The organism is Nostoc sp. (assembly GCF_036916735.1).
GTDB lineage: Bacteria > Cyanobacteriota > Cyanobacteriia > Cyanobacteriales > Nostocaceae > Nostoc.
On sequence record NZ_JBALFV010000098.1, the window covers coordinates 1 to 24508 of the forward strand.

Genomic DNA, 24508 nt, shown 5'->3' on the forward strand with positions numbered 1-24508 from the left:
TACTTCAAAGTTGTGTTGAGGTACTTCAAAGTTGTGTTGAGGTACTTCAAAGTTGTGTTGAGGTACTTCAAAGTTGTGTTGAGGTACTTCAAAGTCGTGTTGAGGTATTAGATGATGAGTTTTCTTGCCTTAACCCGATTTACGGCGAAGGCGATCGCGCTGAAAACTATAGCTGTCGCCAAGTCGTTTAGGACATAAACCTAATATCAAACCCAGACACCAAGCGACTTTCGACCCTGTTCCCTGTTCCCTGTTCCCTGTCCCCTGCTATATCATAAATATAATTCAACTTTTTACTTCTCTGTTTTAACCAAATACAAGAAGGCTACAAGCAGACACTTTTTTAGTACATAGTTACTAAATAATCCAGTCAGAACTCAAATACCAACTTATAACCCTAAGTTGGTAAAACACACTTATGTGGTGACACCGCTCACGAGCACGAGTAATGAATACTTTCAGCCACCCATTCTACTTAATAGCCCAATTGTGGAATGCGGTTTATCCAATGCGACTTATCCAATGCGACATCGCATTGGATAAATGTAACCAACATCTTACAGGTAACTCAGGCTTTCTTCCAAAGTCCTTTGCACGGTTCGGGGGATAGCTGTGTATATCGAACGGTATGCTGAATATTTTTATGTCCTAAGTACCCCTGAATAGTGCGGGTAAGCTAATCGTCACTCATTTTTCCAGAATGATTCGTTTGTAGTAAGGGCTTCAGTCCTAGCTTCATGCAACTTAAATGCCGATTAGCTTATCCGTCTTCTCTCTAGCAAAATAATATCCATAGGCGTGGCATAGCATATGGGCATGGATGGGAAAGGGGAGCCACGCGAAGACATGAAGAGTCAGGGGCTATTGGGATAATCTCGCCGCAGTTGCCGGAGCGCCCGTAGTTCATCGCCATAGAGAGAGAGGGTGTGTTGCTGGGGAACCGTTTTTGAGGCGGTTGACATGGAGCGTTGCGCCTGCAAAGTCTACCTGCTCCCAACGAAGCGCCGCGACCTCACCTACCCGCAAACCGTGACGATAGAGCAGCAGTATCAAGGTGCATTAGAATAACAAGAAGATTTGTTGCTAGCACCAGTATAAAGTTCGTTTTCGAGGGATGCTAATTTCTGAGGTATGTTTTTTATTTATATAGATATATGCCTAACTGGTAGGCAATCACGCTTGTTTGTCTAATACCCTATGCCAAGATTTATCCAATATTGGTTGCTACCACTGCTACAGACATTCATCAGTAATGTTGCGCTTGCTTATCTAGTTAATCAGTTGCAACCAAGCGGCAATAATAACCAAACTTTTTTACTGATGGCAGTATGTATTGTTGCAATTATTATAATCAACTTTTGGCAATCCCAATCTCAGCAGTCTCAGCAGAATTCAGTCCCAGCAAACCAAAATGGGATTGTTGGCTTTTTACCTCTGCTAGGAGGTGTTACCCTTTATTCAATAAGCAGCTATTTACCTACTGAATACAGGCAAACAGTTTCTTATATATCCCTGTTTCTGTTTGCTGTGGGAACTGTACTGCCAGCAGGAGTACTTTTACCAAGAAAGTGGCGTTGGCGGCTAATATGGACTATTCCTGGTGCTGGACTGTTCATAACCCTTTATTTTCTTATCAAATTTCAATTGATAGCAGCCGTTCTGTGGTCTCTACTGACAGCAATTCTGGTGATACTGGCATTTTTAAGCTCATTTATTTATGGAGTTATAAATCGAGTTTTAGAAAATATTAAGCAATGGCTGGAACAGACGGAACCGCTTGTTGCTGATCTCATCGTCAGTAAATTTTGGGAATCAACTTCACCATTTCAGAGGGAATATTACCAAAGTTTGATTTATACTTCTCGAGATTATCAGACACAGGGATTGGATAAAGACCGCATCCTAAAATTGCAACAGGTATTTGTGCCACTTAAGATTGTTACAAAAGAAGCAAGTCTGGCAGGTTCCAGAATTATTCCACAAAAGAAGAGAGAAGAGAATAACCCGAGGGAAAAACAAATTTGGGATTTTTTAGCAGCAATTGGTGATGATGAACCGACGTTTCAGCGTATGGCAGTGCTAGGCGCACCAGGAACGGGAAAAACTACACTTCTAAGATATTTAACCCTGATTTATGCTACCAAACAACAGCGAAAACGGCATCCTAAAGCGCCAAAATTAATTCCAGTCTTATTATATCTCAATGATGTGTACCAGAGAATTGTCAATAGGCAATTGCCTCTGGCAGAGTTGATTACTGAGCAAGTAAAGCAGCAACGAAAAATTCAGCCGCTCAATCCACCTCCTAAGTGGTTTGCTGAAAAATTACGTCAAAACAAATGTTTGGTAATGCTGGATGGGTTGGATGAAGTGGCAGATGAACATCAGCGCCGAATAGTTACCCGTTGGGTAGATGAACAGATGCAGGCATACCCAGACACAGCTTTTATTTTAACTTCTCGACCATTTGGCTATAAAAATGCACAGCTACAACAAGAGGTAACAGTCCTAGAGGTGCAACCTTTCAGCTTGAAGCAAATACAGCAGTTTGTTCATAACTGGTATTTGGAAACAGAGGTCATGAGCCGCGCTGGGGAAGAAGACTTAGGAGTGCGGGAAGAAGCCAAAAAACAAGCTGATGATTTAATTAAGCGAATTAGAGATAGTACACCTTTAAGAGACATGGCAGTGAATCCTTTGCTACTAACAATGATTGCCACGGTTCATCGTCGTGGTAGCGCCCTGCCAGGAAAACGAGTCGAGCTTTACAAGGAAATTTGCCAGGTTTTATTAGAAAGGCGACCGAGAGCTAAGAATATTGGCGATTCTCTAACCGCTACCCAAAAGCAATCTGTGTTACAAGTGCTGGCATTAATGTTGATGCAACAGAAGACTCGTGATTTCAAGCTATTTGAAGGAATTTCAATAATTAAAAATAAGTTAGAAACCGTTGCTGGCAAGAAAGCGAAACCAGAAGATTTTCTCGAGCAAATTCGGGATGTCAATGGACTGTTAGTAGAAAAGGAGTTAGGTGTTTATGAATTTGCTCATTTAAGTTTTCAGGAATACTTAGCAGCAGTTCAGGTAAAGGAATCGAACCAAGAAAATGTTTTAATCAAAAATATTAATAATTCCTGGTGGGCTGAAACCATTCGTCTCTATGCTGCTCAAAGTAATGCTACCAATATAATTAATGAAATCTTAAACATACCAACTCAATCAGTTGAGGCTATGGCACTTGTTTATGATTGCTTGGAAGAAGGTTTAAGTGTAGATCCAGATTTACGAAAAAAAATTGAACAAAAGCAAGATGCAGATTTAGAAAGTCGATGACAGATAATTTTGAACTCACAGTTAAGACATTGCTATTACGGCGACTGCGAAACAACCTATTTCAAATTGAGCAGAATGTTGCAATTGACAAGAGCTACATTACCTGCTCGGAATATCAATTGTTTATTGATGAAAAGTTAAAAGTAGGTGAACATCGTCAGCCTGATCATTGGACAAGTTACAGGTTTCCACCTGGAGATGCGACAAAACCAGTCACTGGAGTAAGAGCTAGTGATGCTGAGGAGTTTTGTGAATGGTTGACTCAACATAACTCTACACCAGGATTTAAATACAGACTGCCAACATTAACAGAAGCAGAAAACTACTCAGTAAATGAAACGCAAATTGGATGCTGGTGTAAGGATGGAGAAAAGAAGGTAATTGCGGGAATAGAGCATAGTCAATGGCAAGTTTGGCAAGACCAAGTCTGGATAAGCAATTTAGCTCACGTCGATAAGCATACCCCTGCATTTGCCCGTAGCTCTGCCCGTGCCGTCGATTTTAACGGTGCCCTTGCTGGGGATCTTGCCAGTTCTCTTTCTAGTAACTTTGCCCTTGGTAAAGATCTTACCAGTGCCCTTACCCTTGCCTATATCCTTACCCTTGTCCGTGTTTTTATTAATGCTGGTGTTCGTATCCGCACTCTTGTAGTTGACTTTCTCCGTGCTTCTGTTGGTAATCTTGTTAATGTCCTTGCTGCTAGACTTGTTATGGATGAAAATCGTATACGTGAGATTGTTCGTACCTTGGGCTATGAGTTTGTCCGTACGATTGCTAATGACCGAAAGCTTGCCCATCAAAATGCTCAAGAGCTTGCCGATGTCCTTGCCAATACTCGTGACCTTGTGCGTAACCGTGCTCGTGTCCGTGCTCATCACCTTGACGTTGACTGTGACCTTGCCCGTGACCGTAACCTTACCTTTGCTCCTGGTAATCTTACCCTTACCCGCTCCTACTTGCTTTTAATTTGTGTTCTCTGGTGCTGGTTATCAGATATGTATATGTATGAAAAAATATCTGGAAAGCTAAGAGTATTGCCATTGAGTAAATTAACTCGTGAATTTTATGACAATTTAACATTGGACTATATAAAGAAAAGAAATAAAACTTTTAATTTATATGCTTTCTTTGTATTACTTGATGAGCGAATAGCAGGGCGGATGGTAGCGTGGGAGGGCATTCGGATTGTTAAGGAAAACATTTAGCAAATTTTTCAAGTATATGAACTTTTTATTCCGCCAAATAAATTATAGCAGGTTGAGAGTCAATACTTTTCAGATAAGCACTCTTAAGCTCACTGCTAAAGTGGGTGTTTTAACTCACAGATCCCCTTTTTATGAATTGGTGACATCCTAACTATAATTAGACTTTTATTGTTTTACCAACAATGGGTCATAAGTTGGTATTTACAAAGGAATTTTTCTCACTCTAAGCGTGTGTTCCACCAAAGAGCCATTAGGTGGAACACACCCCAATAACGGGTTATTTTCGACGGTGAGCACACCTCGCTTGTCAAAAATAACCCGCTATCATGAAGGCAACTAAAATAAACGCCCTTAAAAATATTTTGTAAATCCAACAAATAACCGAATGTTGGTAAAACGATAAAAATCTGGCATACTGACGGTAACGCTACCTCTTGTTCCGTCGAGTTTCATCATTAGTCTGCCCTGGATATCTTAGCCGATCGCCAATCACCGAAAGTTGGTAAAACGGAAAAAACTCAGCCTGCTGTATCCAGACGCAAGTCGCCAAATCAGCGCAGATATAAGGGTGTGCGATCGCTCCTTTGATGAAACCGCGATTGCCTCCTCCACATTAGAAAAGCGATCGCTCTCTTAAGTCGATTGACTTCATTTTAAGGTGCATCGTTATCTCAAGTCGATTAATTTCATTTTGACCCGCGATCGCCATTACAATCAAGAAAAGGGAATGAAAAGGATCTGACCTTCATATTCACCAAACTTACTGCAACGAACGAATAAATATAAGTCGTCAATGACCTGTCCGATCGGAGCCGTTGCAATAACTTCAACAACTCCAGGCATAGACAAACCTTTGTTGATTCGCTCACAAGCATAAACAGTAATCGTTGCTACATCATGGGTAAGCAAGATGCGTTCTTCATTGGCTGCCCACTCTAAGATAGTGGAATCATCAGTATGGATTAAACCTACATCTTGGACACAAACAATGTCCAATCCAGGTAAACGTCTGAGCAAGCCCCGCAATATCGAGCCATTGAAGTTCTCATCAGTCAATAGACGCACTGGCTAGAATTCTCCTTGGGGCTGATAACGATCGCGCAAGCGCTGCCTAAGATTAGCTAAATTATACTGATGGACAAATTGATTTCGCTGTTGTTGAGCTTTTTTGCGACGCTGCTCTAGGTAATTGTCAATTTCTTGGCGATGAGTGAGATAATATGCGATCACTGCGTATATCTCCCCTAAACAGAGAACGGGATACTGAACAGCAATTTCTTCAGGTGTAGAGCCGTTATGGTATGTTGCTAGCAAGCTATCGAGAGTAACGCGGCTTTGACCGATGCGAATACCTCCAGCTTCATCCCAACGAAACGGTGGAGCGGTAACCTGAAATTCGATTTGAACGCTCATGGGGGCAATTCTTGGATTTGTGGTATTTCTATCTTCAGTTTACTTTACCCGTTAAAGAGCGATCGCCCTTACATCAAAATTCAAAATTGAGGAAAAAGACTGGAGGGGATGTAAGTCTTTCCCCTCCACCTTTTTTGCCCAATACTTCGACTCCTTTCAACTTACCTCGGCTTACTTCGACTACGGTTCCATCGAGCGAAGTCGAGATGCTCAGTACAAGTCGCTACCTCAGCTTACTTCGACTACGGTTCCATCGAGCGAAGTCGAGATGCTCAGTACAAGTCGCTCGGTACAAGTCGGCACAAGTCGCTCAAGGCAAGTCGCGGTTCCTGAGCGTACTCGTAAAGCCTGCGGCATAGCTACGCTTAGGGCGCAGCCTCTCGTAGAGAAGGGCAGTACAAGTGTCCAATGCCCAATTAATTCAATGGCTCCATAATGGCTCTTAAACCTTTATTAGAGAGTGTTTTGAGCATTTCTTTAGCGTTATATTCACTGCTAAATACTCCTGCTTGCATAACTCTTTGACCATCCCAAACTGTGAGAAACGCATCAGGAGCAAGGAATTTTACCAAATCTCGATCCTTATCAGTTGCAAGTGGCACTACTACGCGATAACGTACACCAAATTGTCTTGCAGAGTTACCATTATAGGGAATACTTGCAGAACTTGTTTGCAGATTGCGAGTATTACCAATGGGGATATTGTGATGGGCAAGTGGTAAAAGTGCCGAAGCAGCTGAGGGAGAAGTTTCTTGTATTGGTAATGGCTGCTGTGTTTGATCCGTCATATTTGAGACTTGTGGCTGTGCAACTGAATTGGATGGATACTCAGGAGCAGTAAACTCAATCGTCTTAGGCTCAATCTGCACATAATTTAACTGTGCTGCATCAGGTGGCTGTGCTGGGCTATAAGTTGCAACTCTTGAAGTGTTAGTTGGTATTTGTCTAGCCAACAAGCTGCTAGGAGTAGGAAAACCAGCAACTTTAGAGGTGGCTTGCTGTTGATTGGATATAGGCACAGAAAGCGATATATTAGCTGGCAACAATGGCAGCAGTTGACTGTTTAATTGTGTAGGAACAGGATTATTTGCTGAAGTGCTGTTGCTGGTTTGCCCATTGGTAGTATCAGAGATTTCAGGAGCCGAGAAGGTGATTTCCCCACTTGGTGGTATTTGTTGTAATACGCTGTTGGGAGCGGGTTGAGAATTTTCGGTTACTAGTGCTGTTGTACCGTTAATATCTACCTTACCAGTGATGCGATCGCTCACAAGGTTGTTTCCAGCAGCAAAAATCATCTGTTTAGCAGCACTGGCGTTAATATCGTAGCGGGCATTATTTTGAAATTGATTACCCCCTGGTTCGGATGCGTTGCCTAAATCTGGCATTGCTTGAGCGATCGCAACTAAACCATCTTCTTTATTATCTTGAATAATATTATTCCGTAAAATCGGGCGGGCATTTGCTTGTACGACAATTCCCGATCTATTGTTCTGAATTTGATTACTTATAAGTATAGGGGCGGCATTTTGGGCAATATTGATCCCAAAACCCGTTTCGTGAAAGACATTTTCTTTCACTTGGGGACTGGAATTACCAGCAATTGTAATGCCATTGGCTCCATTGCGATCAAAGTAATTCTTGCTAATAGTGGGTGCAGCATTACCACAGACAGAAATCCCATCTTGAGTACTGCCAATAAATGTATTTTCTGCGATTACTGGATTACTAGATTCAACCCATAAACCATAACCACGGCGGTTTGGGTTCGTCACCGTTACCCCAGTGACTAAGGTTTGGTTTGCTCCAACAATTGCGACATTTTGACCGGCAAAGCTCCGGCTCAGGTAATCACCACCTCCCTGAATTACAATATCCTTACCTTGATTGCTAGGGTTGCCTTGAATTGAAATACCCGGTTTCAATATTAAGGGAAATTCTTCTCCTGTCTCGGCGCTATAAGTGCCTGTAGAGAGCATAATTACAGTGTTGGCGTTAGCTAATCGTAAAGCTTGGGTAATTGTTTTCACAGGAGCGGATTCGCTACCATTACCTGCTTTGTCATCTCCACCATTTGGGTTGACAAACAGCATGTTAACCTGAGAATTTGTTTTCTCAACCAGAGGTGCTGAATTTGGTATTGATGGCATCTGAGCAATGCTTTCTCTACGAGAGGCTTTGCCAACGGCGAGCTTTGCTAACGCGCTACCCAGAAACGCCATACTTGCCGCTCCCATGCTTATGGTAAAAGATAATACTGATAAACTAAAAAATAAAAGCTTTGCTGATTTGAAAAACTTAAGCTTCGCAAGCATAATATCTACCCTATGGTACTTAGGAAACATCCGATGGTGAATCATATTTAACACAACTCCTTGGAAGTAACCATAAATTCTTATACTCTCTAAGAGTATTATGTCGATAATATTACTCACATATTGGCCGAGTGAGGATTTTTAAGACAGTGTAATAAATGATATTGTGTCTGTTCAACAATACCTTGTCCTAAAGGACACGCTATGCAAACGCCAAAATACCCCCACTGTAAAATTTGTTAATTATTAGTGAGACTATATATACAGTGAGTTTCAATAATTGGCTCAGATAATGTTTTGGGCGAGAAAGCGCTCTATTTCAAAGTTAAAATTTACTGTATAAATGCTCTCTAAATAGTATCCATGCAGTCTCAAATTTAATTTGTTCATTGTGGATTTTCTAGTGCATAAGCTACGCGCAGCGTCTCGTAGGGAAGGGGTTGACTAACCTTAGTGTGAAACTGTAGCCTCAAACTACCCTTATCACTGCCTGTAGGAACATGGGATAATTTCCCTTAACCCTTACTACTACGTTATTTTACGTAAATCCTGCAAAAATTGAGTAAAAAAAGCAAATTAATTAACTTATGGTTACTAGGATATATGATAATTCACATTCCGATGAAAGCACTAACAGGGTTGTTGTAATGGTCGAGCCATACAGCCAAAAAGAACAAATACAACAAGTTATCTACCGCATTTTAGATGCTAATTTAGATCGCGCTCGTGAGGGCTTGCGAATTATTGAGGAATGGTGTCGGTTTGGGTTGAACAATGCCCAGTTGGCTCTTGAATGTAAGCGTTTGCGGCAAGAGATCGCCAAGTGGCATACCCCAGAATTACGAGCGGCGCGAGATACACCAGGCGATCCTGGGACTGAGTTAACCCATCCTCAAGAAGAACAACGAGCTAGTATCAAATCGGTGTTGCAAGCTAATTTTTGTCGGATAGAAGAAGCATTGCGGGTGTTGGAAGAATACGGTAAGCTTTATCACCCAACTATGGCTAAAGCTTGTAAACAGATGCGCTATCAGGTTTATACCTTAGAAAGTAGTTTAATGGGTCATCAGCGCCATCAATTATTGTCGCGATCGCGTTTGTATCTTGTAACTTCCCCTAGTGAAAATTTGTTGAACACTGTCGAAGCTGCACTCAAAGGGGGATTAACGCTATTACAATACCGTGACAAAACCGCCGATGATTCTTTGCGTCTGGAACAAGCGAGAAAATTACGACAGTTATGCCACATCTACGGCGCTTTGTTCATTGTTAATGATCGCGTGGATGTGGCTTTAGCTGTCGATGCCGATGGTGTGCATCTGGGACAACAAGATATGCCTATTGCTGTTGCTCGGCAACTACTCGGTTCACAACGTCTGATCGGGCTGTCTACCACAAATAAAGAAGAAATGCAAGCAGCAATTGCTGAAGATGTAGATTATATTGGCGTAGGGCCAGTTTATGAAACTCCCACAAAAGTAGGTAAGGCAGCAACAGGGCTAGAATACGTCAGCTATGCAGCCAAAAATTGCTCAATTCCTTGGTTTGCAATTGGAGGAATAGATGCAAATAATATCAATGATGCGATCGATGCCGGAGCCGAACGTGTAGCAGTGGTGCGATCGCTCATGCAAGCCGAACAGCCTACCCTAGTAACTCAATATTTGCTCTCTCAACTCAATCGCATTAAACCAGAACTTTAAAAAAGTCATTTGTCACTTGTACTGAGCTTGTCCTGAGTTTAGCCCGAGCTTGTCCTGAGCGTAGTCGTTGGCGCAGCCTCTCGTAGAGAAGGGCAAAGCCGAGGGGCGTAGTCGAAGTATTAATCATTTGTCCAAAGTAAGTAACCAATACCCAATTCCCCATTCCCACTCCCCACATTTATGTCTAATGAGATTACGGTTCAGGTAAATGGAGAAACCCATAGCTGCTCATTTCAAACTTCTTTACCCGATTTGCTCCAACAGTTGGGTTTTAACCCCCGCTTGGTAGCTGTAGAGTATAACGGCGAAATTTTACATCGCCAGTTTTGGACGGAAACAAAAGTGCAGCCAGGCGATCGCTTAGAAGTAGTAACTATTGTTGGTGGTGGTTAGTTGATTTGAGCCAGTTTTAATCTGTTTCAACTTCAAGGGTTTTCGGCATATTTCTGATCAACCAATTTGGGGTTGCAAAATTATCGTTAGATTCTAAAACTCGCATTATCTGTGAACTTTAAATAATAAAAAACCTTCTACAATCAATGTAAATTGAATTTTATCTATTTATACCCAATTTTATAAGTTAGTTGTGAAACGCATAGTAGAATTTTCTCTTGAAAGTGGCGAATCCATTCTTGTTGAAGTAGACGAAGCCGCACAGACCGACGATCGCATCGGTTTGCGAGACCAAGTGGTTGATAAAGCTACACAAACTTTCGAGTCAGCCCTAGAAACCGTTAAGCCGATAGCTAATGCGATTATTACTAAAATAGGCAGCATCAAACAACCGGCAGATGAAGTAGAAGTCAAGTTTGGCATCAAAATTAGCGCTCAACTTGGGGCGGTTGTAGCTTCTGGTAATAGTGAAGTCAACTATGAAATCACCCTGAAATGGAATAGAGATTCACAAAATGGCAGCACCCCTTGAGTCATCTATTGTCAGGATTTACTCCAACAGTGGCAAAGTAATTGGTGCTGGTTTGTTAGTTTCCCAAAAATACATCCTCACCTGCGCCCATGTAGTAGCTGATGCCTTGGGACTTTCTAGAACAACTGCCCAAATGCCAGATGCAGAAATCACCTTAGATTTTCCCCTAGTTGCAGCTAAACAACTCCTCCAAGCTAAGGTTGTTTTCTGGCGACCTGTGAATCCTAGTATGGCAGTAGAAGATATTGCTGGATTGGAATTAAAACATTCTCCTCCAAATAAAGCTCTACTCGAACCATTAATTACATCTGATGATTGGGCAAGACATCGTTTCCGAGTATTAGGTTTTCCAGGGGGACAACCAGATGGTGTTTGGGCTACTGGCGTTTTACGTGGACGCACAGCTAAAGGTTGGGTGCAGGTAGAGGATGTGAAACAAGCTGGTTATAAACTAGAGCCTGGTTTCAGTGGTGCGCCTATATGGGATGGTGAGCTTCAGGGTATAGCAGGAATAGCAGTAGCAGTAGACATCAACCGACCAGAAGCTAAAGTTGGGTTTATGATTCCCACACAAGTGTTGGTGAGTGCATGGTCTGTGTTAAGTGAGCAAGCTATTGCCTCTTGTCCCTATCGTGGTTTATTTCCTTTCCGGGAAGAAGATACAAGATTTTTCTTTGGGCGGGATATTTTCACCCAAAAACTAGTAGATACAGTCCAAAAACAGTCATTGGTAGCGGTGATTGGGGCGTCTGGTAGTGGTAAATCTAGCGTAGTGTTTGCAGGTTTGATTCCGCATCTACGCCAACAAGGCAATTGGCTCATCGAATCTTTTCGCCCAAAAACTCATCCTGTAGATGAACTAGCAGCAGTAATTGTACGCCTGCGTGAACCAAATGAAACGAAAATACAACAAGATATTGATGCTAGAAAATTAGCTGGTGCGTTGCGAGAGGGAGAACTAGCACATACTTTTTTATCCCAGATTTTGTCAGAGAACGAAGATAAGCGCCTGTTACTGGTAGTCGATCAATTGGAGGAACTTTATACTTCTTGCTCAGATATTAAAGAGCGCCAGCTATTTTTAAATCAATTACTAGAAGCGGCTAAACTGGTACAAAATTTTACCCTTTTACTGACTTTGCGGGCTGACTTTCTAGGATATGCACTTTCTGATCGTCGTTTCGCCGATGCTTTGCAGAATACTGATTTAAAACTTGCTCCGATGAACCGAGAAGAATTGCAGCAAGTGATCGCTCGACCTGCAAATAAGCAAGGAGTAAGGTTAGAAGAGGGTCTTGCAGAGCGGATTCTCAGAGCAGTGGCGGATTCACCAGGGAATTTGCCTTTACTAGAATTTACTTTGACGCAACTATGGGCAAAACAGCAAAATTGTCAAATGACTCATGCTGCTTATGAAGCGATCGGCGGTGTGGAAAAGTCGTTGGCGAACCATGCAGAAGCTGAGTTTGCCAAGCTCAAACCAGACGAACAAAAACGGGTACAGCAAGTATTCGTACAACTTGTGCGTCCTGGGGAAGGGACAGAAGACACCCGCAGACTCGCTACCAGAAATGAAGTGGCAGAAAATAACTGGAATTTGGTCACGCGCCTAGCTGATGCGCGGCTAGTAGTAACTGGACGTGATGAAACTACTAGTAAAGAAACAGTAGAGATTGTCCATGAAACCTTGATTCGGGAATGGGGACGACTGCACGGATGGATGGAGAGTGATCGCTCTTTCCGCACTTGGCAAGAATTATTGCGATCAAGAATGCGTCAGTGGGAAAATGCCGGACAAGATGAGGGGCCATTGCTGCGAGGTGTCCCCCTAGCGGAGGCAGAAAATTGGCTCAAGCACCGCCAAGATGAGTTGAGCCAAGCAGAGCAAGGTTTCATCCAGCAGAGTTTGGCACTGCGTGATCGCGATCGTCAGCAAAAAGAACGTCGTCGCAAGCTTACTCTATTTGGGCTGACAGGTGGTTTAGTAGTAGTCTCAATGCTGGCTGTGATAGCTTTTTGGCTACGATGGACAGCTGAAGTTGAAGCCTCTGGAGTCACTGCTTTAAGAAATTTTGAATCCGGTGCTGGAGAAATCGAGTTTTTAGTGTCAGCGATGGAAGCCGGACAAGAAGTTAAAAAGATGGCTTTTTGGAATGGTAATTGTTTGCAAGACTGTCCAGCCACAAGTCCACTGCTAGCTTTGCAGAAGATTCTGGATAATATTCATCAAACAAATCAAATCAATACTTACCAAAGAGGTGTAAACAGTATCCGTTTTATTCAAAAGGATAAGCAACAGGAATTAATTGTTGCTAGTGGAGAAGATGGCACAGTCACATGGCGGGATTTCCAGGGAAAGCAATTGATAACATTGAAAAATTCTAAACTGTACAATAACAGTATCAAAAGTATCGATTTTAACGAAGAGCAAACAATATTGGCGACAGGTACAAGTAATGGTTGGGTAAAACTGTGGGATGTCTCACAGATGTGGAATTTTTTATCAGCACCTCAGAATTGGTCTCCACCTTCCATAACATCTATGCATCATCAATGTGACATAAAAGAATACGAATTAGCAAAAGAGGGTGATAAATGTAGTGTTAACAATGTTCGTTTTCTTCCCAAGATAAATCTATTAGCAACAACTGGAGATGATGGCTATGTCAGACTGTGGACTCTCCAAGGAAAAATTTTTAAAACAATACCTGCTCACAGAGGTAGTATCAAAAGTCTTAATCCCAACCCTTATAATAACCAACAATTTGCCACGGCTGGAGAGGATGGACTGGCAAAACTTTGGGATATAAATAAGACAGAACCGATAGCAATATTTAAAGGTCATCAATGCAATGTTAAAGACACTAAAAAATGTAGTGTTAACAGTGTCTGGTTTCATCCCAAAGAAAAGCAACTTGCTACTGGTGGAGATGATGGTACCGTCAGGCTGTGGGATTTTTCAGGAAAAGAACTGGCAGAAAAAAAATTTGAGGCTCACCCTGAAGGTGTGGAGGCAGTTCGTATTAGTGATGATGAGCTGATTGCTACATCAGGTAGCGATGGCAAAGTCAGGCTGTGGAAGGATTTTAATAGAACACTGGAAGCAGAATTTAAGGGTCATCAGGGCAGTGTTGTCAGCATTCGCTTTAATAGGAAGGGCGATACTCTTGCCACTGCTGGAAAAGATGATGGTACGGTGAGATTTTGGGCAGTTTCAGAAAAATCATTAATCAAACCCAAAAATCCCTTAATCAAACTAGAGGGGCATGAAAAAGCTGTTGGTAGTGTTCGTTTTAACCCAGAAGGCAACTTACTGGTTACAGCTTCAGATGATGACTATATTAGGCTTTGGAACCTTGAAGGTAAACTGGTAACAAAATTTAAAGCCGGTCAAGGTGGTGTCAATACTGTACGTTTTAGCCCAGACAAAGCAGAAAACCTAATTGTTACAGGTGGAAAAGATGGCACAATAAAGCTCTGGACGCGCACCGGAGAACCATTAAAGCCTTTGAAACCTTTTGAGGGGCATTCTCAAGCAATATGGAGTATCAATTTTAATACCGCAGGAAATAAGCTTGTTAGTGCTGGAGATGATGGCAAACCGATACTGTGGGATCTCAACGCAAAAAAGAAGTTGCAAGAATTTCCGCACGAAGGCAAAGTTAAGGGCGTTACATTTAGTCCAGATGACAAGCTTATAGCTATAGTTGGAGAAAATAGTGAGGCATTTCTATGGGATATTAGTAGTAAGAAGCCGTCTATAAAATTGATCGGTCATAAGGGCAATGTCAACACGGTCAATTTTAGTCTCAAAGAAAATAAACTGGCTACAGCTGGAGATGATGGGACGGTTATCTTATGGGATTATTTCGGAAATAAGTTAAAACAATTTAAGACTTATCAAGGCAGGGTTACACAAGTACGTTTCACATGGGACGGTAAGCTCCTAGCGACAGCTTCTGCTACTAACAAAATTCGGCTGTGGAATTTATCAGGACAACAAGTTGCAGAATTCACAGCTCATCAAGGTAATATTAATAGTACAGATTTTAGCCCGGATGACAAACTGCTGGCTACAGCTAGTGAAGACAAGACGGTAATTGTGTGGCGTATGCGGGGATTAGATGAACTGTTGAAGGAAGGATGCGATCGCCTTAAAGATTACCTTGTAACTAACCCTGATGAAAAGAAAAAACTGAGTGTATGCCCTTGAATGTAATAAAAGTCCACAAATCTGATTAGTAAAGCGATCGATGAAGAGTTCTACGCTTGGCTAATTCTTTACCTTTACGACCGAGTTGCTCACGTAGTTGCTGGTCTTTGCACAACCGATTGAAAGCTTGAAACACTTCATAACCAGAATTGGAATTAACCAGTATCCCATTCTCCTCATGCTGAACTGTATCTAAAACACCGCCTAAGCGAGGGGCAATTACAGGCTTACCGAAATAACTTGCTTCTAAATAAACCATACCAAAACCTTCCATATCATTAGCTTTAGTATCCAATAAAGTCAGCATGGCAAATATGTCGCAAGCAGCATAATAACCTGCTAATTCTCGCTCAGGTATATATCCGGCAAAGTGGACGCGCTTATCTACCCGCAAACGATGCGCCAAAGATTTTAGTTCCGATTCACTTGACCCTTGACCGCAGATTATATAGTGGACATCGACCCCAAAAGTTAGCAATAGTGGGATGTTATCAATTACTCGGTCGAAACCTTTATGTTTTACTAGCCTGCCGATGGAGAGAATAACTATTGCTGATTTGGGAATGTTGTACGCCTGACGCACGCGAACACGTAAATCGTCAAGGCTACTGGGACTCGCTACATTATTACCAAATTTCTCTGGTCTGATTTCTGGGTTAATAACGTGTGTAGGAGTATCCAATCGCAAAGCAGTTCTGAGGTAATCTCTTGTATAAGAACTGTTACAAACAATGCCTTCGGCGCGTTTGAGTGTTAATTTAAATAGCGATCGCAGCACGGGATTGTGTAAAGTACAATGAAGATCGTTACCGTGTAGATAGATAAAAAAGCGAATAGGTAATAAATAACTCAATAGCAACAGTGAAGGGAAATCATAGCCGTGGGCCCACTCTATATAACGGTAGTGATAGCGAAAATAGAGTTTGATTGCTAGGACAAATGAGCAGACGATATTCACCAAAGGCTTCAGGACACTTTCCACAAAGCCACTACGCCAGTATCTAGGATAAAACCAGCGATATACGGGAAACTGTTGACCTTGATCAAATACTTTGTCTCCTGAGCAACTAGCCGCCAGTACAATTACTCGTTCTGGATCTTGGAGACAGCGATTATAGATATATTCCCCAATTACAGCTTCTTTCGGCAAGAAAATCCGGGATATGACTAAGATATCTGGGTATGCAGCTTTGTCTGTGATTTCGGCTGTTAGTTGAGAAATATGTTCCATAATAAAGCTGATAACTTTACTTCAAATAATTTTTAATTTATTTACAATTAGGATTATTTTCAAAGCCTTTATTCTTATTTTATTTCTTTTAAAACGAATGTGTTAGACAAATTTGAAGCCGATTTTACAAAATTAGCCAATAAAATTGTTTTTTATTGTCTGACTTGATTTTTGCTCAAAATTTCTCACTACTTGAGAATTTCTGTGCATGATGAACAATAAAAAACTCCATGCCACTTGCTCTGTGGAATTTTTGGGCATGCAAAATAGGGCACTTGTATCGAACGTAGTCGAAGTATGGAGCATGGGGAAGAAACTACCAAGAACATATCTTAAGGTACGGTTCCCCTGTCGAGAAATCCCCCCTGTGATCGCTGCTTACCCAACAGAAGACGCGGTAGATTGAATATGTAGCCTTAAAAAAGCTATGCTACGTGAATGCTACAAAGCAAGCTTTTACAGGCTGGCGTTAGCGACAGATTAAAACACTCCTACCAGCATCGGGAGAAATCATAAATAATTCAGTTTTCCAAGCGATAGTATTATGCGTAAAAAACTACAACAAACCATCAAACCATTGTTAAAAAGCTTCTTAGCGCTAGGACTGGTGTTAACTTTGGTTCTTAGCCACGCCGATGGAGCATTAGCGGCCCGTAGTGGGGGTCGAATCGGTGGTGGTTCTTTTAGAGTACCTTCTAGCCGCACCTATACACCACGTACATACGCACCTCCTGGTGGCGGCGGATACTATCCCGGTGGTGGTTTTGGTGGTGGTTTTGGCTTTCCCTTCCTACTTCCTTTCTGGGGTATTGGGGGAGGATTTGGTGGTCTATTTAGCATCTTAATTTTCTTTGCGATCGCTAATTTTATATTGCAAACTTTCCGCCGCGTCTCTAGCGCTGAAACTACAGAAGAAGATTACAGCAGTAACTCTCCGGTTTCTGTAACTCGTTTGCAAGTAGGTTTGTTAGCTCAAGCCCGTGAATTGCAAAATGAACTCAACCACATTGCTGAAACTGCTGATACTAACACCCCACAAGGGAGAGCAGAAGTTTTACAAGAAGCCAGCCTAGCTTTACTCCGCCATCCAGAATACTTTGTATATGCAGGCGGTGGTACTCAACAAGCCAGTTTAAATTCAGCTGAAAGTCAGTTCAATCGGCTATTACTGGCAGAACGCAGCAAGTTTAGTGAAGAAACTCTTTCTAACGTCAACAACCAGCTAAAAGCAGCCCTTGCCAAAGATACTTTACCTCCGGCTGGTGAACTCGATAACCCCACCCGCCTATTTACCGAAGGTCCTGGAGAATATATTATCGTCACCTTGCTGGCGGCGACATTAGGTAAGTTTGAAATTCCTACAGCAATTAACAGTGCTGATGATTTGCGTCAAGCTTTGCGCCAAATTGGTAGTATCCCCAGTGAGAAACTTCTGGCAATTGAAGTTCTTTGGACTCCGCAAGCTGAAAATGATACCTTGACATCTGATGATGTACTGGCAAATTATCCAGATTTAAGACTTGTTTAATTTCTAAAAAATTTCGCGCTTTAGTGCTAAGAAAGAACTTGACATGTTGGCGCATCAAATAAGTTGCCTTTTTAGGGCAATAATTAAAAAACCGTTTGTCAATGATAAGCGGTTTTTTGTATAACTTAGATATAGCAGGACTTACGCACTGAAAACTCAAACTAGATCCCCCCTAATCCCGCTTAAAAAGGAGATAGCTCTAAAAGCCTCCTTATTAAGGGTTTGAGGTAAGCTGTTACGTAAGTCCTATATACTTAATATTTTGTAGAAAAATTATTCCCAGGCTAGACTTTGGTAATATTATCAAAATGCATTATACGTAGAGTGTTATCTTATGCCTAGTGTTGAAGCCGACGAAAACCGAGAGCATCGCATTAAAACAGAGATCATTGTAGATGCTGAAGATAAAGAAGATCGGGCAATGGGTTGGTACTATTACCTCGAAGAGACTCTGAATTTTCCCTTTATGGCTAAATGGGCTAAGAAGGGACGCAAATCAGGTTCTACGGAGGAGAAACCAGTGGAAGTGCTGGGAATGGCCCCAGATGATGAGTGCTTAAAAGATATGCTTGTAGAAGTAGCTTACATTAATGGTAAGGATGATGATGTATATTCTGCAAAGTTATCTGAAATAACAGCAATTGATGTTGACAGCGAAACTCAAGAAGCGATCGCAGACTGGCTCTATTGGGTTGCCAGAGGATATAAATTTTAAATTTTAGGATAAATACCGAATGACGCGGCAGGGATTGCCAGCAGCGACAACATTTTCCGGTATATCTTTGACAACTACACTGCCAGCACCAATGGTTGTGTTATTGCCAATAGTTACACCTGGACAAATAATTGCACTCCCACCAATCCAGACATTGTTACCAATGTTAATTGGGGCAGCTAATTCTCTTTCATAAAGACGAATTTCTGGCTCTGTTGGGTGATAAGCAGTATAAATTTGCACATAAGGAGCGCACAAGACATTTTCACCAATGTGAACTGTATTGCAGTCTAAAATTACACAGCCATAGTTCATATAAAATCTGTCGCCAGCGAAAATATTACTGCCATAGTCACAGTGAAAGGGTGGCACAATTGATATTTTGTCACCGATTTTTCCAAATAATTCTTGCAAAATTTGCTGCCGTTGCTCTTGCTGTTCTTCGGTTGTAGAATTGTACCTTCGCAACAGACGACTAGCTCGCTTATTTTCGCTAGCTAATTCTGGATCATCCGCCAGATATAATTCGCCTGCGAGCATTTTCTGTTTTTCGGTTTTTTCCATGACATACACCTTAGTAGCGGCTAGAGTAATTAACTAAATATGGCATAAGTAGCTTTTCCCTGCCGTTTAGCTTGGTACATAGCAATATCAGCATCCCGTAGCAGAGTTGCAGGTTCCTCATAATTACTAAAATTCCAAGTAATACCAATGCTAGCTGTAGTAGATAATTGATATCCATTCAGGTTAATTGGCAATCGTAAGGAGTCTTGAATTCGTTTGGCAACATTGGTAGCGTCGGTAATATCTTTAATATCCTCTAAAAGAACTGTAAACTCATCACCACCAAATCGTGCTACAGTATCACCACCGCGTAAGCATGACTCTAGGCGTCTAGCGATCGCTACTAAAAAATCATCCCCTATTCCATGCCCAAAGCGATCATTAATCTCCTTGAAGCCATCTAAATCCAAAAATAAAACTGCAAAATAATAATCGTTTCTACGTTTGCTACGTTCAATTGTTTGTCTGAGCCGATCTAAAAATAAAACCCGATTCGGTAATTCTGTAAGCCCATCATAAAAAGCATTACGAATCAGTTGCGCCTCTGTCTGCTTGCGTTTGGTGATGTCTTGAAAAACTAAAACTGCGCCAGTAATATTGCCATTTTGATCACGGATAGGTGCAACATTATCCCCAATCGCTATTTCTCTACCATCTTTAGTAATCAATGTACAGTTTTCTGGGAAATTGAAAATTTCGCCTGATTCGATTACGTATGTAGCTAAATTTTCAATTCTTTCTCCTAAATTTTTGTCAACTAAGCTAACGACTTCTACTAAATCTTTTCCCAATGCTTCACTTTGCTTCCAGCCAGTGATTACTTCTGCTTTGGGATTCATCATTTGAATACAACCATTTACAGAAGTGACAATCACTGCACAGCCCATGCTGTTAATAATTGCCGTCAGCATCTGTTTTTCTTCCTATAATATCTTTTTGCTTTGATGTTTATACAGAGCCATTTCAATCGTAAAATGTAAATCACTTTCAATAAATGGTTTGACTTTGTAACTAAAAGGCTCACTTAACTGATTTTTTGTAATGTTTTATAGTCCGAACACTTTGTTAGATATACTACAGGTACATGGAAATGATTTTGAATCGTGTTCGCTAAGTGTACACCGTCAATTTCCCCAGCTAGGCAGATATCAATTAATAATAAATGTGGATGAGTTTCTGCTACCTTTTTTATTACCTCCTCACCAGACTTAGTTATTTTTGAAACCGAGTAACCTAATTTTTGTAACCTTTTTCTAATATTTGAGGCTAGGATTTTCTCATTCTCAACAACTAGGATTTTGTACGCGAACATGTTACAATAACCCTTTTGCTAAGGTTAAGATTTTGTTGTGAGTATCAACTCATGTAAAATTTCATTATTTTATCATAAACAATCTCTAGCTATTCTGTCTTTTTGTTTGATATAAATACTGAGTCTCAATCAAATAACATCATGTTATTAAGCTCCAATAATTTACGTATTTGGCAGAGCTAATTATGATTCTTTTATATAGCTAATATCAAGCTATTAGCATCAAAGACAAATTTCCATGTAATTACTAGCAATTAAAAGCGATTTTCATAAATTATGTAATAATTTTTCTCAACAAAATAAGTATTTAGTATAGTATTGTATGTAAAAATTAATCAAGGCTAAAAAATAATTAAATAACAGCATAGTACTTTTATGTAAGTGAAAACATTATAGTATACTATATTTAATATAATAGTATACACTCACTATAATATTACTAAAAATTAATGATTATCTAGAATTAAAAGTTTTAATAAGTAGGTAGGCGTAATTAAACATAAGATCAAACCTTCTTCTCAATCCGTCTCTTTAGTAAGGAGAGGGAAGCCGGAGGCAGGGTGAGGTTTTTTATTTAATTTGACCCACCTACTTACCGCTTTCTCTACAAATAGTTTTTGTCTCAGTCGGTGTCTAAATTATCGTCTAAGAGAATGTTTTAAATTTTCAATAATAAATGAAATAATATTATTTAAAACTATTCATAGCAGTTTCTGGATAAAGAGGGTACATAAAAAATAATTAACTACAGATGAACGTATATACTCGTAGGGACGCACATCTGTACGTTGGTGTCAATTCAAACTAGAAATAGTTTAACTGTTGGCTGACTCACCCGCCTGAAACTAAAGTTCCAGGCTAACAGCTAAAGTCTATTGAAGTAGACTTTAGATTTTTGGTGTATTTAGTCATCAAGAATAGATATTTAGAAAGAACACCTTTTGGACTTTAGAGATTAAACTTACTTTTAGTCAGTTCAATGCTAATTTTGCCACCAAAGTCTGGAATAGGTGCAGCAGGCTTGCTCAGAATGACTTGAACTTGTGTTACACGATCGCACTCTTGGAGAATAGAATCTGCGATCGTTGTTACCAATTTCTCTATTAAAGCAAACTTAGAGGTTTTGACCAGATGTTGTATCAAGCTAATGACGCTGCGATAATCTAAAGTGTCTTCGATCGCGTCAGTCTTGGCCGCTGTGGAGATATCTAACCATAACCTCACATCCACCTCAAACCATTGTCCTAGCACCTGTTCTTCTGGCAGATACCCAGTGTAGCCATAGCAGCGAATTCCCGTTAAATGAATGCAGTCCATAAATGTTTGAGAGCAAATTGTGCATTTTGTAGAAACTTGAGCAAGTTTGCTTGGAGATTTTCTTTCCCACAAACTCGCATAGCGGTGTTGGGTTCCATCTTTGCATTTGTCAAATCCCAGATGGATTTTAAATTGATCCCTAAACAAAATCTAAAATTTAAGATTGTTTTATAGCTATGTTTGATTTAATGCCGATCGCTTATAGGAATGTTAATCAACTTTGGGCTTATATTTTAACAGAGACGCTAAAGCGGTTGGGATTGACTTGTGCTATTATTTGTCCTGGATCGCGCTCTACACCCTTAGCGATCGCCTTTGCTCAACAAGCACCTGAGATTGAAGCAATTTCCATTCTCGATGAACGTTCCGCCGCCTTTTTTGCCTTGGGACAAGCTAAAGCAACCGGTCGTCCAGTGGTACTAGTTTGCACCTCTGGTACAGCAGGAGCAAATTTTTATTCAGCAGTAATCGAAGCCTCATATAGTAGCGTCCCACTTTTGATATTAACCACCGATAGACCTCCAGAATTGCGAGATTGTCACTCTGGGCAAACTGTAGATCAATTGAGATTATATGGAAACTACCCAAATTGGCAAACAGAGTTAGCCTTACCCTCTACGGATCTGGGAATGCTAGCTTATCTGCGACAAACAGTAATTTATAGCTGGGAAAGAGCGCAAACTCCTACAAAGGGACCAGTACACTTGAATATTCCCTTTCGCGATCCTTTAGCACCTGTTCTGGGTGGAACTGATTTGAGCTATTTGCAATCACAGTTTCACCCAGAAGACTTTTTCGCAGGAATAGCAAGTACTACCCAATTCCCAATTCCCCATGCCCCATGCCCCATGCCCAAAGAATGGAAACAATCCGATCGCGGCATTATTATCGCAGGTGTTGCCCAACCATCGCAACCACAGGAATATGCAAAAGCGATCGCGCACCTTTCCCAAACTCTCAAATGGCCCGTGCTAGCTGAGGGACTCTCCCCAGTCAGAAATTATGCCGAACTCAACCCTTATTTGATTTCTACATACGACCTGATTTTGCGAAATCAGCAACTAGCAAAGCAGCTAGCGCCCGAAATGGTGATTCAGGTAGGTGAAATGCCTACGAGTAAAGAACTGCGTACCTGGATAGATGCAACCCAGCCGCGACGCTGGGTAATTGATAAGAGTGACCAAAACCTCGACCCTTTGCATGGGAGGACGACGCATTTACGGATATCTGTAGAAGATATAAAAGCAGAGGAGATAAATTTATCTTTATCCTCAGACTATTTGCAGCAATGGTGTGATGTGGAAGCTAAGGTTAGGTTAGTTGTTGACCAGACGATGGGGAAAATAGATGAAATAATTGAGAGTAAAGCAGCTTGGTTAATTTCTCAGATTTTACCGCCAGGAACGCCTCTGTTTATTGCCAATAGTATGCCTGTGCGGGATGTAGAATATTTTTGGAAACCGAATAATTTAGAAGTGCGATCGCACTTTAATCGGGGTGCAAATGGCATTGATGGCACATTATCTACAGCTTTAGGAATTGCCCATCGCCAGCAAAGTAGTGTGATGTTAACGGGAGATTTAGCTCTATTGCATGATACCAATGGTTTTTTAATCCGTAATAAATTTGTCGGACATCTCACAATTTTGTTAATCAATAACAATGGCGGTGGAATTTTTGAAATGTTACCCATTGCCAAATTTGACCCGCCATTTGAAGAGTTTTTTGGCACTCCCCAGGATATTGATTTTGCTCAGTTGTGCGCTACTTATAATGTGCAGCATGAATTGATTACTTCTTGGCAACAGTTACAGCAAAGATTCAACCTACTTCCAAATACAGGAATTCGGGTTTTAGAGTTGCGGACAAATCGTAAAGCTGATGCCAAGTGGCGACAGGAGAATTTAAGGAAGTTTGCGGCAGATGTTGTCATTTAATTATTCTGTTCGGTCTTGCTAAATAGCGGAATGAAATATAGCGATTAGGGAAATATTAAGAAACGCTCGTGGTATCACAGTTACCCAAAGATACTTTGTCGTTGATATTACTATGCGTTAGGGATCTGGTGGCTATCCTTTTTTTCTGCCCATGCTAAAGCCAGCGAAATTAATACGCTTTTTTTACATATTTTTATCCCAAGTAAAATAAGTAATATTATCAAAAAAATAGTTATTTATATTACTTAAACTACTGAAGTTTATGACTAATAGGATCAGCAGATTTGATATAAGAGGTAGAAAAGTATAAATAAGATTAATCATTTGTTTTGTTCGCGTATAGTTTACGCGAACAACTCTTTTTTGTCCAAAGTCAATTATCCTTGAAGCTTGTATTTTATGAACTCAGCATTGCTAGGTCATTTATTGCTGCTTAGTCTAAACTTCAGATAGTATTATCCCCCTGTCAATAGGGTTTGAGACGCGCTAACCCTGGGTTTAGCACGCCTTGCACAGTTGTGCAATGATAACTACCTTCAAGAGCAACAGCAAATATTAACGTAAGCAATTAAGTTGGCACGAAGTACTCTATTTTTATCCAATCTATTTATCGTATTAATTAAGTAAACACATCTTGGAATTTAAACAAATTGTCCAAACTCTCACCTAAAAATTAGCGGGATAAATGAAGTTTCCAGTTGCTCAAAATTTGGGTATTTATGGGGCTGAAAGGGTTGGAACCCTTGCAGCCTATACTTGTGTGTACACCGTAGCTTGGGAAGGGGGATGCCAAAGGCGGG

The 24508-nt window shown here is 40.9% G+C and carries 18 protein-coding genes and 2 pseudogenes; 12 read left to right on the top strand and 8 right to left on the bottom strand.

Annotation, left to right across the window (positions count from 1 at the left end; translation table 11 throughout):
• Window positions 1–191: hypothetical protein (locus tag V7L20_RS22495; protein WP_334746223.1), on the top strand; the 191-nt coding region annotated here is incomplete at its 5' end.
• A gap of 784 nt (window positions 192–975) precedes the next feature.
• On the opposite strand, the pseudogene V7L20_RS32815 reads toward V7L20_RS22495, so the two are convergent.
• A pseudogene (locus V7L20_RS32815) lies at window positions 976–1053 on the bottom strand (tyrosine-type recombinase/integrase); the annotation flags it as partial.
• 144 nt (window positions 1054–1197) lie between these two features.
• Between V7L20_RS32815 and V7L20_RS22500 the strand changes: the two are divergent.
• From V7L20_RS22500 to V7L20_RS22510, 3 genes are all read left to right on the top strand, one after another.
• Window positions 1198–3333, top strand: coding sequence for an NACHT domain-containing protein (locus tag V7L20_RS22500; RefSeq protein ID WP_334746224.1), 2136 nt, complete (start codon window positions 1198–1200; stop codon window positions 3331–3333).
• Window positions 3330–4538, top strand: coding sequence for an SUMF1/EgtB/PvdO family nonheme iron enzyme (locus V7L20_RS22505; RefSeq protein WP_334746225.1), 1209 nt, complete (start codon window positions 3330–3332; stop codon window positions 4536–4538). The genes V7L20_RS22500 and V7L20_RS22505 overlap by 4 nt, the downstream gene beginning before the upstream one ends.
• Before the next feature lie 499 nt (window positions 4539–5037).
• Window positions 5038–5175 (top strand): hypothetical protein, encoded by a 138-nt coding sequence (locus V7L20_RS22510; protein ID WP_334746226.1) that lies wholly within the window; start codon window positions 5038–5040, stop codon window positions 5173–5175.
• Between the two features lie 77 nt (window positions 5176–5252).
• On the opposite strand, the gene V7L20_RS22515 is transcribed toward V7L20_RS22510, so the two are convergent.
• Together V7L20_RS22515 and V7L20_RS22520 are read right to left on the bottom strand one after the other, a co-directional pair.
• On the bottom strand, window positions 5253–5603 hold the full coding sequence (locus V7L20_RS22515; protein WP_334746227.1) for a DUF5615 family PIN-like protein: 351 nt from the start codon (window positions 5601–5603) through the stop codon (window positions 5253–5255).
• 3 nt (window positions 5604–5606) lie between these two features.
• Window positions 5607–5951: a DUF433 domain-containing protein gene (locus tag V7L20_RS22520; RefSeq protein WP_334746228.1), complete on the bottom strand. Its 345-nt coding sequence runs from the start codon at window positions 5949–5951 to the stop codon at window positions 5607–5609.
• An 11-nt stretch (window positions 5952–5962) separates the two neighbouring features.
• Between V7L20_RS22520 and V7L20_RS22525 the strand changes: the two genes are divergently transcribed.
• Window positions 5963–6310 (top strand): hypothetical protein, encoded by a 348-nt coding sequence (locus V7L20_RS22525; RefSeq protein ID WP_334746229.1) that lies wholly within the window; start codon window positions 5963–5965, stop codon window positions 6308–6310.
• Window positions 6311–6367: 57 nt separating this feature from the next.
• Here the strand turns inward: V7L20_RS22525 and V7L20_RS22530 are convergent, their stop codons facing one another.
• The gene (locus V7L20_RS22530) at window positions 6368–8308 is read right to left on the bottom strand and encodes a DUF1565 domain-containing protein (protein WP_334746230.1); all 1941 of its coding nucleotides are present in this window, start codon (window positions 8306–8308) and stop codon (window positions 6368–6370) included.
• Window positions 8309–8910: 602 nt separating this feature from the next.
• On the opposite strand from V7L20_RS22530, the gene V7L20_RS22535 reads away from it, so the two are divergent.
• The 4 genes from V7L20_RS22535 (at window position 8911) to V7L20_RS22550 (ending at window position 15104) form a co-directional block, all read left to right on the top strand.
• Window positions 8911–9966 carry a thiamine phosphate synthase gene (locus tag V7L20_RS22535; RefSeq protein WP_334746231.1) on the top strand — a complete coding sequence of 352 codons (1056 nt, stop codon included), beginning with the start codon at window positions 8911–8913 and terminating at the stop codon, window positions 9964–9966.
• A 180-nt stretch (window positions 9967–10146) separates the two neighbouring features.
• Window positions 10147–10359 (top strand): sulfur carrier protein ThiS, encoded by a 213-nt coding sequence (gene thiS, locus V7L20_RS22540; RefSeq protein WP_334746232.1) that lies wholly within the window; start codon window positions 10147–10149, stop codon window positions 10357–10359.
• Window positions 10360–10552: 193 nt separating this feature from the next.
• Window positions 10553–10891 carry a CU044_2847 family protein gene (locus V7L20_RS22545; RefSeq protein ID WP_334746233.1) on the top strand — a complete coding sequence of 113 codons (339 nt, stop codon included), beginning with the start codon at window positions 10553–10555 and terminating at the stop codon, window positions 10889–10891.
• On the top strand, window positions 10875–15104 hold the full coding sequence (locus V7L20_RS22550; RefSeq protein WP_334746234.1) for an nSTAND1 domain-containing NTPase: 4230 nt from the start codon (window positions 10875–10877) through the stop codon (window positions 15102–15104). Before V7L20_RS22545 ends, V7L20_RS22550 begins: the two co-directional genes overlap by 17 nt.
• Window positions 15105–15129: 25 nt before the next feature.
• Here V7L20_RS22550 and V7L20_RS22555 read toward each other — a convergent pair whose 3' ends face one another.
• Window positions 15130–16335 carry a glycosyltransferase family 4 protein gene (locus tag V7L20_RS22555; protein ID WP_334746235.1) on the bottom strand — a complete coding sequence of 402 codons (1206 nt, stop codon included), beginning with the start codon at window positions 16333–16335 and terminating at the stop codon, window positions 15130–15132.
• Window positions 16336–16879: 544 nt separating this feature from the next.
• Here V7L20_RS22555 and V7L20_RS22560 point away from each other — a divergent pair.
• Window positions 16880–17863 (top strand): DUF1517 domain-containing protein, encoded by a 984-nt coding sequence (locus tag V7L20_RS22560; RefSeq protein WP_334746236.1) that lies wholly within the window; start codon window positions 16880–16882, stop codon window positions 17861–17863.
• 334 nt (window positions 17864–18197) lie between these two features.
• The gene (locus V7L20_RS22565) at window positions 18198–18578 is read left to right on the top strand and encodes a calcium-binding protein (RefSeq protein ID WP_334746237.1); all 381 of its coding nucleotides are present in this window, start codon (window positions 18198–18200) and stop codon (window positions 18576–18578) included.
• A gap of 3 nt (window positions 18579–18581) precedes the next feature.
• Here the strand turns inward: V7L20_RS22565 and V7L20_RS22570 are convergent, their stop codons facing one another.
• The 3 genes and pseudogenes from V7L20_RS22570 to folB form a co-directional block, all read right to left on the bottom strand.
• The gene (locus V7L20_RS22570; protein WP_334746238.1) at window positions 18582–19142 is read right to left on the bottom strand and encodes a sugar O-acetyltransferase; all 561 of its coding nucleotides are present in this window, start codon (window positions 19140–19142) and stop codon (window positions 18582–18584) included.
• Between the two features lie 29 nt (window positions 19143–19171).
• A pseudogene (locus V7L20_RS22575) lies at window positions 19172–20454 on the bottom strand (diguanylate cyclase domain-containing protein).
• Between the two features lie 948 nt (window positions 20455–21402).
• Window positions 21403–21771: a dihydroneopterin aldolase gene (gene folB / locus V7L20_RS22580; protein ID WP_334746239.1), complete on the bottom strand. Its 369-nt coding sequence runs from the start codon at window positions 21769–21771 to the stop codon at window positions 21403–21405.
• Window positions 21772–21947: 176 nt separating this feature from the next.
• Between folB and menD the strand changes: the two genes are divergently transcribed.
• Window positions 21948–23708, top strand: coding sequence for a 2-succinyl-5-enolpyruvyl-6-hydroxy-3-cyclohexene-1-carboxylic-acid synthase (gene menD, locus V7L20_RS22585; protein WP_334746240.1), 1761 nt, complete (start codon window positions 21948–21950; stop codon window positions 23706–23708).
• Window positions 23709–24508 lie beyond the last annotated feature (800 nt).